This is a genomic window from Actinoallomurus purpureus, assembly GCF_024055795.1.
Taxonomy (GTDB): Bacteria; Actinomycetota; Actinomycetes; order Streptosporangiales; family Streptosporangiaceae; genus Actinoallomurus; species Actinoallomurus purpureus.
The window spans coordinates 138,375-151,470 of record NZ_JAMXMY010000008.1 but is presented as its reverse complement, the minus strand read 5'-3'; the positions used below and the strand labels follow the sequence as shown (position 1 = coordinate 151,470).

The 13,096-nt window shown below is 72.4% G+C and carries 11 protein-coding genes; 8 read left to right on the top strand and 3 right to left on the bottom strand.

Annotation, left to right across the window (positions count from 1 at the left end):
* Positions 1–53 precede the first annotated feature (53 nt).
* The 3 genes from NE236_RS17000 (at position 54) to NE236_RS16990 (ending at position 3,895) form a co-directional block, all read left to right on the top strand.
* Positions 54–749, top strand: a complete 696-nt coding sequence (locus NE236_RS17000) for a response regulator transcription factor (protein ID WP_252842962.1) — start codon at positions 54–56, stop codon at positions 747–749.
* Positions 749–2,224 carry a sensor histidine kinase gene (locus NE236_RS16995; RefSeq protein ID WP_252842961.1) on the top strand — a complete coding sequence of 492 codons (1,476 nt, stop codon included), beginning with the start codon at positions 749–751 and terminating at the stop codon, positions 2,222–2,224. The genes NE236_RS17000 and NE236_RS16995 overlap by 1 nt, the downstream gene beginning before the upstream one ends.
* 234 nt (positions 2,225–2,458) lie before the next feature.
* Entirely contained in the window at positions 2,459–3,895 is a 1,437-nt protein-coding gene (locus tag NE236_RS16990) for a S1C family serine protease (protein WP_252842960.1), read from the top strand.
* A 236-nt stretch (positions 3,896–4,131) separates the two neighbouring features.
* Here NE236_RS16990 and NE236_RS16985 read toward each other — a convergent pair whose 3' ends face one another.
* Positions 4,132–5,583 (bottom strand): efflux RND transporter periplasmic adaptor subunit, encoded by a 1,452-nt coding sequence (locus NE236_RS16985; protein WP_252842959.1) that lies wholly within the window; start codon positions 5,581–5,583, stop codon positions 4,132–4,134.
* 190 nt (positions 5,584–5,773) lie between these two features.
* On the opposite strand from NE236_RS16985, the gene NE236_RS16980 reads away from it, so the two are divergent.
* The 4 genes from NE236_RS16980 to NE236_RS16965 are packed head-to-tail and all read left to right on the top strand — an operon-like array spanning position 5,774 to position 9,686.
* Positions 5,774–6,973: an efflux RND transporter periplasmic adaptor subunit gene (locus tag NE236_RS16980; RefSeq protein ID WP_252842958.1), complete on the top strand. Its 1,200-nt coding sequence runs from the start codon at positions 5,774–5,776 to the stop codon at positions 6,971–6,973.
* On the top strand, positions 6,970–7,710 hold the full coding sequence (locus NE236_RS16975; RefSeq protein WP_252842957.1) for an ABC transporter ATP-binding protein: 741 nt from the start codon (positions 6,970–6,972) through the stop codon (positions 7,708–7,710). The genes NE236_RS16980 and NE236_RS16975 overlap by 4 nt, the downstream gene beginning before the upstream one ends.
* Positions 7,707–8,981 carry an ABC transporter permease gene (locus NE236_RS16970; RefSeq protein ID WP_252842956.1) on the top strand — a complete coding sequence of 425 codons (1,275 nt, stop codon included), beginning with the start codon at positions 7,707–7,709 and terminating at the stop codon, positions 8,979–8,981. Before NE236_RS16975 ends, NE236_RS16970 begins: the two co-directional genes overlap by 4 nt.
* A gap of 18 nt (positions 8,982–8,999) precedes the next feature.
* Entirely contained in the window at positions 9,000–9,686 is a 687-nt protein-coding gene (locus NE236_RS16965) for a hypothetical protein (protein ID WP_252842955.1), read from the top strand.
* Positions 9,687–9,758: 72 nt separating this feature from the next.
* On the opposite strand, the gene NE236_RS16960 is transcribed toward NE236_RS16965, so the two are convergent.
* Together NE236_RS16960 and NE236_RS16955 are read right to left on the bottom strand one after the other, a co-directional pair.
* Entirely contained in the window at positions 9,759–10,307 is a 549-nt protein-coding gene (locus NE236_RS16960) for a hypothetical protein (RefSeq protein ID WP_252842954.1), read from the bottom strand.
* A 172-nt stretch (positions 10,308–10,479) separates the two neighbouring features.
* Positions 10,480–10,857 (bottom strand): hypothetical protein, encoded by a 378-nt coding sequence (locus NE236_RS16955; protein WP_252842953.1) that lies wholly within the window; start codon positions 10,855–10,857, stop codon positions 10,480–10,482.
* 97 nt (positions 10,858–10,954) lie between these two features.
* Here NE236_RS16955 and NE236_RS16950 point away from each other — a divergent pair, with 97 nt between their 5' ends.
* Positions 10,955–12,943: a thioredoxin domain-containing protein gene (locus tag NE236_RS16950; protein ID WP_252842952.1), complete on the top strand. Its 1,989-nt coding sequence runs from the start codon at positions 10,955–10,957 to the stop codon at positions 12,941–12,943.
* Positions 12,944–13,096: the final 153 nt, after the last annotated feature.

The following is a 13,096-nucleotide window of genomic DNA, read 5'->3' as shown; positions in this document are numbered from 1 at the left end:
GGCTCTCAGGGCCCCTTCAGGTAGTCCTCAACTCCGCAGGTCACTATGGAGGGGTGAGTGAAGCGCGACTCCTCGTGGTCGAAGACGAACCCAACATCCTGGAGCTGCTGTCCGGCAGTCTGCGCTACGCGGGATTCGAGGTGGCGACGGCGACCGGCGGCAGCGAGGCCGTCCAGGTCGCCCTGCAGCGCCGGCCCGACCTGATCGTGCTGGACGTCATGCTGCCCGACATGGACGGTTTCGACGTCATCCGCCGGCTGCGCGGCGGCGGGGCGCACATTCCGGTGCTGTTCCTGACCGCGCGGGACGCCACCCAGGACAAGATCCGTGGGCTGACGCTGGGCGGGGACGACTACGTCACCAAGCCGTTCAGCCTCGAGGAGGTCATCGCGCGCATCCGCGCCGTGTTGCGCCGCGCCCAGGGCGGCCCGGCGGAGCCCCCGCCCCGGCTGAGCTTCGCCGACCTCGAACTGGACGAGGAGAGCCACGAGGTCTGGCGGTCGGGTAAGCCGATCCAGCTGTCGCCCACCGAGTTCAAGCTGCTCCGCTACTTCATGACCAACGCCAACCGCGTGCTGTCCAAGGCGCAGATCCTCGACCACGTCTGGGACTACGACTTCCGCGGCGACACGGGCATCGTCGAGTCGTACGTCTCGGTGCTGCGCCGCAAGCTCGACAAGCTCGGCCCCCGCCTGATCCACACGTTGCGCGGGGTCGGTTACGTGCTGCGCCTGCCGCCGGAGCGTTGATGGCCGCCTGGGCGCGGCGCCTGTCCGCCCGGACCCCGCTGCGGATCAAGCTCATCACCGCGGTGCTGACTCTCGTCACCCTGGCCCTGATCGTGGTCGGCGTGGCCAGCGTCTCGATGATGCGTTACTACCTGGTGCAGCGGACCGACGGCCAGCTCCGGGACGTGGTCCACCGGGCGGAACGGTCCCTTGCCGTACCCGGAAAGCCTCTGCCCGGTCAGGCCGGCCAGTACGTCGTCCAGGTGCGCGACGCTCAGGGCAAGCTCCGCAAGAGCACCGGTGTGTCGTCCTGGGGGGTCGTCCAGCCCGACCCCAGCGTGCCGGACGACCCCGTCTGGCTCGACGAGCATGCCCAGAGGCCGGTGACGGTCGGCGCGGTCAGCGGCGAGGCCCGGTGGCGGGTGTACATCGAGCCGGTCGGTGACGGCTACATCGTCGCGGGCAGTGACCTGACCGACGTCCAGCACACCGTCGGCAAGCTCGTGGGCGTCGAGCTGATCGTCGGCAGCGTCGCCGTCGTCCTCGTCGCCGGGCTCGGCATCGCCATCGTGCGCGCCAGCCTGCGGTCCCTCGAACAGATCGAGCACACGGCGGCCGCGATCGCGACGGGTGACCTGTCGCGCCGGGTCCCCGACGCCGACCCGCGGACGGAGGTCGGCCGCCTGGGCGACGCGCTCAACGGCATGCTCGCCCAGATCGAGACGGCCTTCCACGCGCAGGCGCGGTCCGAGGCGACCGCCCGTGAGTCGGAGGAGCGGATGCGCCGCTTCGTCGCCGACGCCAGCCACGAACTGCGCACGCCGCTGAGCGTGATCAGGGGATTCGCGGAGTACTACCGGCAGCGCGACGACGTCGACCGCGCCGAACTCGACCGGCTCATCGAGCGGGTGGAGAACGAGGCCGTCCGGATGGGCGCGCTCGTCGACGACCTGCTGCTCCTGGCCCGGCTCGACCAGCAGCGCCCCCTCGACATGCGCCCTGTCGACCTGCTCGCGCTGGCCGCCGACGCCGTGCACGACGCCCGCGTCCTCGACGGCGACCGGAAGATCACGCTTTCGGTGCGCGGCGGCTCGGCGTTCATCGTCACCGGTGACGAACTGCGTCTCCGGCAGGTCATCCGCAACCTGTTGACCAACGCGCTGCAGCACACTCCGGCCGGCACCCCGGTCGACGTCATCATGCGCTCCGGACGGTTGGGCGAGTCCCCGGCGGCCGTGCTCGAGGTCGCCGACCAGGGGCCGGGCATGCCCCATGAGGAGGCGGAGCGGGTCTTCGAGCGGTTCTACCGCGCCGATCCCGCGCGCAGCCGCGGCGGCACCGGCCTCGGGCTGGCGATCGTCGCCGGGCTGGTGCACGCGCACGGCGGCATGGTGGAGGTGGAGACGGCTCCCGGGGAGGGTGCCACCTTCCTGATCACCCTTCCGCTGGACCCCGACGCGATCGACGCGGACGCGGGGGAGGCCGTCCGCGTGTAACGGCCGGGCTTCCCGCCCTGCGGCGTTCGGCTCTTATCAGGGCCTTATTGGGACAACTCTCAGGCTGGGCTCAGGAGCATTCAAGGCCGGGTGGCCATCCTCAAAGCGTCAGACAAAGTACGGACTTTGGGGGACGAAGAGATGGAAACCCACGACCGGCCCGCGGGCGAGCGTCCCGAAGAATCACAGGCCGGGACCACCCCACCCGTGGAGCCACAGACGGGTTCCTCGTCCATGTCCGAAGCACAGGAGCCCGACGACGCCCGATCCTGGCCGCCCGCCGAGCAGCGGCCGTACGGGGAGCAGCCCGGACCGGCGACCCCGGCGCCGCATGAGACTCAGGACGAGCCGCCGGCGCACGTCCCGCAGGGGCCGCAGGCCTACGACGGCCGCGACGGTCAGCCGTACGGCGCGCGGCAGGAGGCGGCGTACGGAGGGCCGGGGGAGCAGCCGCCCCACGGCGGAGCACCCGGGACCTACGCCGCCCGGGGCGAGGCGCCGCCGTACGGGCCGCAGCCGGACCCGTACGCGTACCCCGCGCAGGCGGATCCGAGACCGCCCGGCTGGTGGACGGCACGGCGCAAGGCGGCGGCCGGTGGCGTCGCACTCGCCCTGGTCCTGACCGGGGGGATCGCGGGAGGCGCCGTCGCGGCGCTGGTCGATAACGGCCGCACCGTGTTCGCGAGCCCGACCGCGGTGCAACAGGCCTCCAATAAGAGCGCCACCGGCATCGCGGCCATCGCCCAGGCGGTGCAGCCGAGCGTCGTGTCCATCACGGTGACCACTCAGACCGGTCAGGGCGAGGGGTCCGGGGTCATCCTGCGCTCCGACGGCGTGATCCTCACCAACAACCACGTCGTGGCCGACGCCGGCCAGGGCGGCCAGATGTCGGTGAACTTCAGCGACGGGAAGAAGGCCTCGGCCACCGTGCTCGGCACCGACCCGGCCACGGACCTGGCGGTGATCAAGGCGTCCGGCGTGTCCGGGCTCAAGCCCGCGACGCTCGGCAACAGCGACCAATTGCAGGTCGGCGACCCGGTCGTGGCGATCGGCAGCCCGCTCGGTCTGGAGGGGTCGGTGACCTCCGGCATCGTCAGCGCGCTGCACCGCACCCTCAACGAGGGCGACAACCAACAGCAGCAGCCTGGGTTCCCGGGGCAGCAGGGCCAGTCCAGCGGCTCGAGCGCGACGATCGGCGACGCCATCCAGACCGACGCGGCCATCAACCCGGGCAACTCCGGCGGCCCACTGGTGAACGCGTCCGGCCAGGTCATCGGCATCAACACGGCGATCGCCACCTCGGGCAACGGCAACGGCAACATCGGCGTCGGGTTCGCGATCCCGATCGACACCGCCCGGCAGGTCTCCGACCAGCTCATCAAGTCCGGCAAGGCGACGCACGCCTACCTCGGCGTCTCGCTGTCCGACGCGGCCGGCGCCCAGCAGGGCGCCCTGATCGCGGGCGTGCAGAAGGGCACGCCGGCGGCATCGGCCGGCCTGCAGGAGGGCGACATCGTCACCCAGGTCGACGGCAAGGCCGTCGAGGACGCCCAGACCCTGTCCGCGGCGATCCGCGGGCACCAGCCCGGCGACAAGATCTCGCTGACGTACGTACGGGGCGGGAGCAAGCACACGGCGAGCGTGACCCTCGCTTCCAACTCGGGCAGCTGACCCGAGCGGCGGACGCCACGGCGGGGGTGCCGTCCGGCCCGGCGGAGAGGTCCTGAACCAGGGACCGTCTCGGCCGGGCCGCCGGCGTCTCCGGGCAGGCCGCCGGCCGTATGCCTGTGCGTCCACCCGCAGACCGTCCGGTACCGGACGCACCAACGGGAGGACGGAACACTCGTCGTCCGGGAGCCCGCCGCTCGTGGAGCGGTCGCGGCCACCGCCGGGAGACCGGAAGGCCGTCAGGCGCCGGGGAAGGCGCCGTCCGGAAAACCGTCCGAGCCGGTGCCCGTGGGCATCACCACGTGGTCACCCGAGGACAGACCGCCGGTGACCGCCACGTACCGGTCGCTCCGCACGCCGAGGCGTACCGTCCGGGCCGTGGTCCGACCGTCGTGCCGTACGAGCACGGTCGCCGTGCCGTCGGGCTCGGACCGCACCGCACCGGCGGGCACGTACAGCGCACTCTGCGCCTGCGCGGTCACGACCTCGGCGGTCGCGCTCATGCCGACCAGCACTCCGGCCGGGGAGTCGTCGAGGGAGATGTTCACGCCGACCCGAGCGAGGTTGCCGCTCGTGGTGGCCGCCGGGTCGATGCCGGTGACGGTGCCGGTGTAGCGTCCGTCCGCCGACATCCCGAGTCCGATCGCCGCCCGTTGGCCGACCTTGAGCCGGTCCGCGTCACCGAGCGAGAACAGGGCCCGTACCTGGAGGTCGGCCAGATCGCCGAGCGTGATGAAGCCGCCGTTGCCCGCGCCGACCGGGGCGCCCGCCGTCCCCGCGATCGACAGCACGGTGCCGGCCATGGGCGCCCGGAGAGTGGTCGCGGAGAGCGTCCGCTCGGCATGCCGGACGTCCACCTCCGCCTGGGTGACCTTCGCGGCGGCCTGCTCGACCGCACCCGCCTGGCAGCCGCCTCCGCCACCCGAACCCCCGCCGGGACGGCCACCGCCCGAGCCTGGCTTGCCGCCGGGCCTCGGATGGCCGCTCGGCTTCGGGTGACCGCTGGGCTTGGGATGCCCGGTCGGAGTGGGGTGCCCGGTCGGCCGCGGGGTGTGCGTGGGCGTGGGCGTGGGGACGGTCGGGGTCGGCCGCGGCGAGGTCGGCGTCGGCGTCGGCGTCGGAGTCGGCGTGGAGGTGGGTGAGGGGCTGGTGGGGGTCGCGGTGGGCGTCCGCGTCGGCCGAGGACGCCGGTGGAAACCGGCCGGCTGGACCGCCGTTCCGCCCGCACTCCCGCCACCGCCCGCACCGGCGTTTCCGGTGCCGCCCCCCGTCCCGCTCGCCGCGCCGCCGCCCGCACCCGCCCCGCCGGAGCCCGTGCACACGCCCCCCAGCGCGTTGGCGTACGTGTCCTGAGCCGCCGTGAGCGCGGCCCTGGCGACCTCCACCTGGTCCCGGGCCGCGGTGTCGTCGAGACGCGCGAGGATCTGGCCGGCGCGTACCCGGGCGCCCGGCGCGACCTCGACCTCTTTCACCGTCCCCGAGGTGCCGAAGACGAGCTCGCGGGTGTCCGCGCTCCGGACGGCCCCCGCGGCGCCCGCGGTCGCCGTCACGGTTCCGCGTCGCACGAGGGCGTACGCCGTGGCGCTCGCCGAGGAGTCGCCGACGGCCACCACCCCGGTCGCGAGCATGACCACCGCACCGGCGGTGAGCCACGGTGGTCTCCGGAGATCGCGCATGGTCGGCCGGTTCACGCGTCGGATTCTGGCGGGCGAAGGTCACGGGAAGCCGAGTCCATCCTCAAAGTTCGCTGAAGGCGGCCTCTCCGAGGACGGTGGACACCTGGTCGTGGCCTCGGTGCCCACGCGACGACCGCACGATCTCACAGGAACCTTTCAGGGTCGGATCAGGTTCGCCCAAGCAGCCTCCGAGACGCTGTGGCGCGTGAAATCCCTCCTCCGTCGCCGTGGCGTGCTGATCAACGGCGCTCTGGCCGTTCTGATCGCCGGCGGTGCCGGGTTCGCGTACCTCTCGCTGGATGATGACGCGGGCGCGTCGTCCCCTGGCCGGATCGTCCGGGTGAGCCGTGGCACCGTCGTCGCCTCGGTGTCGGCCTCCGGCACGGTCGCCAGCGCCAAGTCCCGCGACCTCTCCTTCACCACCAGCGGCACGGTCGACAAGATCAACGTTCAGGTGGGCGACAAGGTCAAGAAGGGCCGGGTGCTCGCCACCGTCGACGACGCCAACGCCCGCGACGACCTCGAGGCCGCGCGGGCCGCCCTGGACGCCGCCGAAGCGGGCGACACGTCGACGGCCTCGGGCTATTCGTCCTACGTACAGGCGAAGGCGTCCTACAACAGCGCCAAGCGCGCCCTGGACGGGACCGACCTGACCGCACCGTTCAGCGGCACCGTCGTCGCGGTCAACGGCACCGTCGGTGGATCCTCCAGCGGCTCGACCGGCGGATCGAGCGGATCATCGGGGTCGGCGGGCTCCGGCAGCGCGGGCGGTTCCTCCGGCGGCGCGGCGGGCGGTGGGTCGGGCGGCTCGTCCGGTTCCAGCGGATCGGGGAGCTCCGCGAGCAGTTCGGGGGGCGGGTTCATGACGATCGCCGACACCTCCAGGCTGGCGGTGACCGGGAACTTCACCGAGGCCGACGTCGCCAAGCTCAAGAGGGGCCAAGAGGCGACCGTGACCTTCGACGCCGTTCGGAACGCCCAGGCGTCCGGCAAGGTCACCGAGATCGACCAGACCGCGACGACCTCGAACAACGTGGTGCAGTACGGCGTGACGGTCTCGCTCACCGCCCCGCCCGCCGGGCTCCGCATCGGGGCCACCGCCACAGTCCGGGTGACCACCGCGCAGGCGGAGAAGGTGCTGTACGTCCCGACCGCCGCCGTCCGGACCGCCGGCGGCCGCAGCACGGTGACCGTGATGGCGGGCGGCCGGCAGACGATCCGGGTGGTGCAGGCCGGCGTCCAGGGTGACCAGGGCACCGAGATCACGTCAGGCCTCCAGGAAGGCGACCAGGTGCTCGTCACGTCCACCGCCACGACGGGAACCGGCGGATTCCCGTCGGGCCGCTTCCCCGGCGTCGGCGGCGGGAGCGGAATCGGCGGCGCCCGTGGCGGAGCCCGGGGATGACCGTCCTCGACGTCCAGGACGTGACCAAGGTGTACGGGGACGGCGACACGGCGGTGCACGCGCTGCGCGGTGTCCGCCTCGCCGTCGACGAGGGCGACTACGTGGCGATCATGGGTGCGTCCGGCTCGGGCAAGTCGACGCTGATGAACATCCTGGGCTGCCTCGACGTGCCCACCGGGGGCCGGTACCTCCTCGACGGTCTGGACGTCGGCGCGCTCGACGACCGGCGGCTGGCGATCCTCCGTAACCGGCGCATCGGGTTCGTGTTCCAGTCCTTCAACCTGATTCCGAGGATGAGCGCCTTGGCCAACGTCGAGCTGCCGCTGGCGTACGGCGGTGTCAAGGCCGCCGAGCGGAGGCGGCGGGCGCTGGCCGCCCTGGAGCAGGTGGGCCTCGCCGACCGTGTCGACCACGAGCCGAACGAACTGTCGGGAGGTCAGCAGCAGCGCGTCGCCGTCGCCCGCGCGCTGGTGACGGCACCGGCGCTCCTGCTGGCCGACGAGCCCACCGGTAACCTCGACACCCGCTCCACCGCCGACGTGCTGGGCGTCCTCGACCGGCTCAGCGCCGACGGCCGCACCATCGTGCTGATCACTCATGAGAACGACGTCGCGCGCCGCGCCAAGCGGGTGATCCGCCTGGTCGACGGCCGCATCGTCGAGGACCGGCGCACTGCGCCCGTGGGCCGGCCCGCCATCCGGTCCGGCGGGGACGAATTGAGGGCCGACGACCGATGACACGGGAAGTACTCAGGTTCGCCCTGCGCGGGCTGGCGGCGAACAAGTTGCGCAGCGGCCTGACCACCCTCGGCATTCTGATCGGCGTCGGCGCCGTGATCATGCTGGTGGCGGTCGGGAACGGCTCGTCGCAGCAGGTGCAGAAGAACATCGAACGTCTCGGCACCAACACCTTGACCGTCATGCCGTCGACCGCGGGCGGCCGTGGGGGCGCGGGCGGCCTCGCCCGGCTGTTCGGCGGTGGGGGCGCCGGCGGGAGGTCACAGCAGACCGGGCCTCGCGCGCAGGCCAAGAGCCTGACCGTCGAGGACGCTCGCTCCCTGGCCGACGCGGCGAACGTCCCCTCGGTCAAGAGCGTCTCCCCGGTGGTCACCTCCTCGTCCGTGAACGCGACGTACGAGGGGACCGCCCACGCGATCCAGCAGTTCGTCGGCACCTACCCGGCCTACTTCGAGGCATCCAACGACCCGGTGGCCCGGGGAACGTACTTCACCGACGACGACGTACTGAACGGCCGCAAGGTCGCGGTCATCGGGAACACTGTGGCCGAGGACCTGTTCGGCACGGTGGACCCGCTGGGCAGGCAGATCACCGTCAGCGGGGTGAACTTCACGGTCGTCGGGGTCCTGAAGACCAAGGGCTCGTCCGGTTTCCAGGACGCCGACGACGTCGCGATCGCGCCGCTGCCGGCCGTGCAGCAGAGCCTGACCGGCTACGGGGCGCTGAACCAGATCGTGGTTCAGGCGAAGTCCCCCAAGGTGGTGGACACCGCGCAGGCCGAGGTGACCGACGTCCTGAACCAGCGGCACGACATCTCCGGGTCCAACACCGCCGACTTCCAGATCCTGAACCAGGCGAGCCTGCAGTCGGCGATCAGCAGCAGCAGCCGGACGTTCACCGTGCTGCTGGGCGCGGTCGCGGCCATCAGCCTCCTGGTCGGCGGCATCGGCATCACCAACATCATGCTCGTCACCGTGACCGAGCGGACTCGCGAGATCGGCATCCGCAAGGCCATCGGAGCACCGAAGAGCGCGATCCTCGGCCAGTTCCTCGTCGAGGCCACCGTTCTCAGCCTCCTGGGCGGGCTGCTCGGGGTCGCCGCGGGTGTGGTCGGCAGTCAGTTCACGGTCCTGGGAGTACGGCCGGTGATCGTGCCCAGCTCGATCGCGCTGGCCCTGGGCGTCTCGGTCGCGATCGGGCTGTTCTTCGGCAGCTACCCGGCCAACCGCGCGGCCAAGCTCCGGCCCATCGAAGCACTTCGCCACGAATAGCACGAATAGGGATGAATCATGCCTGGAACACGGCGCAAGAGCAGCGACGCACCGCTCGACGACGTGCCGTCGGAAGAACTGCTGCGCACCTCACCGTTCGAAGGTGACCTCGCCGAAGAGCTGGCGGCCGCCGAACCACGACAGGAACGCCGGATCCCCTCGGCCACCGTGTTCCTCGGTGCCGGGGTGCTCATCGTCGCCGGGTTCCTCGGCGGCGTACAGGCGGACAAGCACTGGGGCGCGAAGCAGGCACCCGCGGGGTTCTCCTCGTTCGCCCGCGGAGCCGGCGGAGCCGCCGGCGCCGGCGGCCAGGGTACGGGCGGCGGCTTCGGAGCGGGAACCGCCCGGCGCGGCGGATTCGGCGAGGGCGCGGGCTCCGGTCAGGGCGGCGTCCCCGGCGAGGGTGCCGGCACCGGTCAGGGCGGCCGCCCGGCGGCACCCGGTACGGCCCCGGGCTCCGGCACCGGCGCTGCTCCCTCCGGCGGCGCGGGCACGTCCGGCACCGTCAAGCTCGTCGACGGCGACGTCATCTACGTCCAGACGGCCAATGGGATCGTGCGCGTGAAGACCACCGGTTCCACGAAGGTCTCCGTCACCAAGAGCGCGAAGGTCAAGGACCTCAAGGCCGGCGCGCCCGTCGTCGTTCAGGGCACGCCGGGCCAGGACGGCAGCGTGACCGCCACCACGGTGACCCAGAACCGCTGAGGCGCGACACGAGGACGCCGGCGATCCCGTTCCGCCCGCCGACGCCGGGGGCGGACCGGGATCGCCGACGGCTCAGTTCGCCGACGGACGGGGAGAGGAGCTCGGAAGGAGCGGACGGCAGGTTTTCAGCGCCTTGGCGATCTTCGGATCGGTGGTCTTGAGCCCGCCGAGGAAGCCCATGCCCGGAGAGCGGCGGACGCCGGGCGTACGGCCGGCACCCGGTGTGCGCGCGGCTCCCGGCGTCGGGGTCGGAAGCGTCACGCCGTGATCCGTGAGGCAGCTGCGGAACGCCTGCATCTCCTGCATGCCCTGGCGCTGTCCCTGGGGGGCGAGTGACCGGCAGGCGTCCCGGGCCTCCTGGCCGGCCCCGCCCAGGCCGCCACCGAAACCACCGCCTCGCTGCCCGGCCTGACCGGAGGGCCGGCCACTGGGACGGGCCGTCGGGACGTTGGCGCCATGCTGTCGCAGGCAGGCGGCGTACGCCGCGAAGCCGCCGGCACCCGCCGTTCCGGCCGACCCGGACGGCGAGGCCGCCGCCTTGCCGCCGGAGGACCCGCAGCCGGCGCAGAGGAACAACGCGGCCACCGACGCCAGCATCGCTCCGCCATGGAGAATTCGCATGGGCCGCGATGATGGCCGATCTTCCTGGAGCCCGCCTTCGGCCTGGCTGAAAGGTTGCTCCACGATCTCGTCGACGGCCTCACCGCCCGAGGAACAGGTCGATGCCGGCTTCGTCCGACGCGAAGACCGGGAACCACCCGGCCGACGTCACCTGGCCACGTGGAGAGGCCCCTCAGAAGGTGATGTCGCCGTGGATGTCGCGGGCCTGGACGACGTTGCCGTGGACGTTGCCGGTGACGGTGTTGCGGACGGCCTCGTCTTGGGCGATGGCGCGCTCCGCCTGGGCCAGCCAGTGGCGGACCTGGACGGCTCCCTGCGGGTCGCGGGCGGAGTCGGCGATGAGCGCGTCGGCCAGTGCCCTGATCGAGTCCGGGTCGCCCGGTCGCTCACCGAGGCGCTTGGCCGCCTCGACGGAGGTGCTGCGGCGGCCGAAGGCGCGCCGCACGACCGAGGTCAGGTTGTCCCACAGTTGCTCACCGACCTTGTCGGTGGTCCCGTCGAAGATCTTCGACAGGAGAGTGACGAGCGCTGATACCGAGAGCGGGTCCACTGTGCACACTCCGACCGTCATTGGACTCTGCCGACAGGTTAAGTCCTCAAGAGGGTCAGTGCCCGCGAACCCGCCAGGCCGCGTGGATACGGTGAAGATGATGAATCGACTGAGGGACGCCACGAGCCCGTACCTGTTGCAGCACGCGGACAACCCCGTCCACTGGTTCCCGTGGGGGGACGAGGCGTTCGAGGAGGCGCGCCGCAGGGACGTGCCGATCCTGCTCAGCGTCGGCTACTCCGCCTGTCACTGGTGCCACGTGATGGCGCACGAGTCCTTCGAGGACGAGGAGACCGCGCGGCTGATGAACGAGCTGTTCGTCAGCGTCAAGGTGGACCGCGAGGAGCGCCCCGACGTCGACGCGGTGTACATGGAGGCCACCCAGGCGATGACGGGCCAGGGCGGCTGGCCGATGACCGTCTTCATCACACCCGGCGGCGAGCCGTTCTACTGCGGCACCTACTTCCCCCGGCCGCACTTCCAGCAGCTTCTGCGCGCGGTGGCCCAGGCCTGGCGGGACAAGCGCGACGATGTGATCGCCCAGGGGCAGAAGGTCGTGAGCGCGCTCGCCGGCCCGGCGGCCCTCGGTGGCGAGGGCGCCCCGGAGCCGCAGGTGCTCGATGTCGCGGTACGCGACCTGGCGCGCTCGTTCGACGACGCGAACGGCGGGTTCGGCGCGGCACCGAAGTTCCCGCCGTCCATGGTGCTGGAGTTCCTGCTCCGCCACGCCGCGCGGGGCGGCGACGGCCCGGCGATGGCCGAGGGCACGCTCGACGCGATGGCGCGGGGCGGCATGTACGACCAGCTGGGCGGGGGATTCGCCCGCTACTCGGTGGACGAGCGCTGGGTGGTGCCGCACTTCGAGAAGATGCTGTACGACAACGCCCTGCTGGCCCGCGTATACGCGCACTGGTGGCGGCTGACCGGCGGTCCGCTCGCCCGCCGCGTCGCCCTGGAGACCTGCGACTGGATGGTGCGGGATCTGCGCACGCCGGAGGGCGGGTTCGCCAGTGCCCTCGACGCCGACAGCGAGAACGCCGAGGGCCGCCTCGAGGAGGGCGCGTACTACGTCTGGACGCCCGGGGAGCTCACCGAGGTGCTGGGCGAGGACGACGGGGCGTACGCCGCGAGGCTGTTCGGGGTGACCGGGACGGGAACGTTCGAGCACGGCACGTCGGTCCTGCAACTGCGTGCGGACCCCGACGACGGCGAGCGGTACACGCGCATCCGCGCCGCGCTGCTCGACGCGCGGTCCCGAAGGGTCCCGCCGGGACGTGACGACAAGGTCGTCGCCGCCTGGAACGGCCTGGCGATCGCTGCCCTCGCCGAGTGCGGCGCGTACTTCGGCCGGCCGGATCTCGTCGCCGCCGCCGAGGAGGCGGTCCGGCTGCTGCGCGAGACGCACTGGCGGGACGGGCGGCTGCTGCGGACCTCACGGGCGGGCGGCGCCGGAACCAACGCCGGCGTCCTGGAGGACTACGCCGACCTCGCGGAGGGGCTCATCGCGCTGCACGGAGTGACGGGCGAGGCCGGCCACGCGCGGTTCGCCGGGGAACTGCTCGACGTGGTCCTGGAGCGGTTCGCCGACCGGCGCGGCGGTTTCTACGACACCGCCGACGACGCCGAGCGCCTGTGGAAGCGTCCGCAGGACCCCACTGACAACGCCACGCCGTCCGGCCGGTTCGCGGCGGCGGGCGCGCTGCTGTCGTACGCCGCGCTCACCGGTTCGGCCAGGCACCGGGAGGCGGCCCTGGCCGCTCTGGGCCCGGTGACGCCCCTCGCGCAGCGCCACTCCCGCTTCGCGGGATGGGGGCTCGCGGTCGCGGAGGCGGCCCTCGCCGGCCCGCTGGAGATCGCCATCGCGGGTCCGGCGGACGACCCGCGGACACGGGAGCTGCACCGGGCGGCGCTGCTCAGCCCGCTGCCCGCGGTGGTCGCCGTCGGCTCGGGGGTGCCCCTGCTGGACGGGCGGACACCCGTCGACGGCAGGCCCGCCGCGTACGTCTGCCGCGACTTCACCTGCCGGCTCCCGGTCACGGAGGTCGGCGCCCTCCAGGAACAGATCCGGGATTCCGCTCGGGGGTGACCCCCGCCCGCCACGGCTCATTGGAATTCCTGTCAATATTGACCGCCACGGGCTTGATCTTTGCGTTTCGGCCGTGTTACCTCAGAACGAGCGCCCGGACGGACCGCCGGCGGGCGAACACCAGTGGCCGACGAGGCACATGGGCATCTGGAC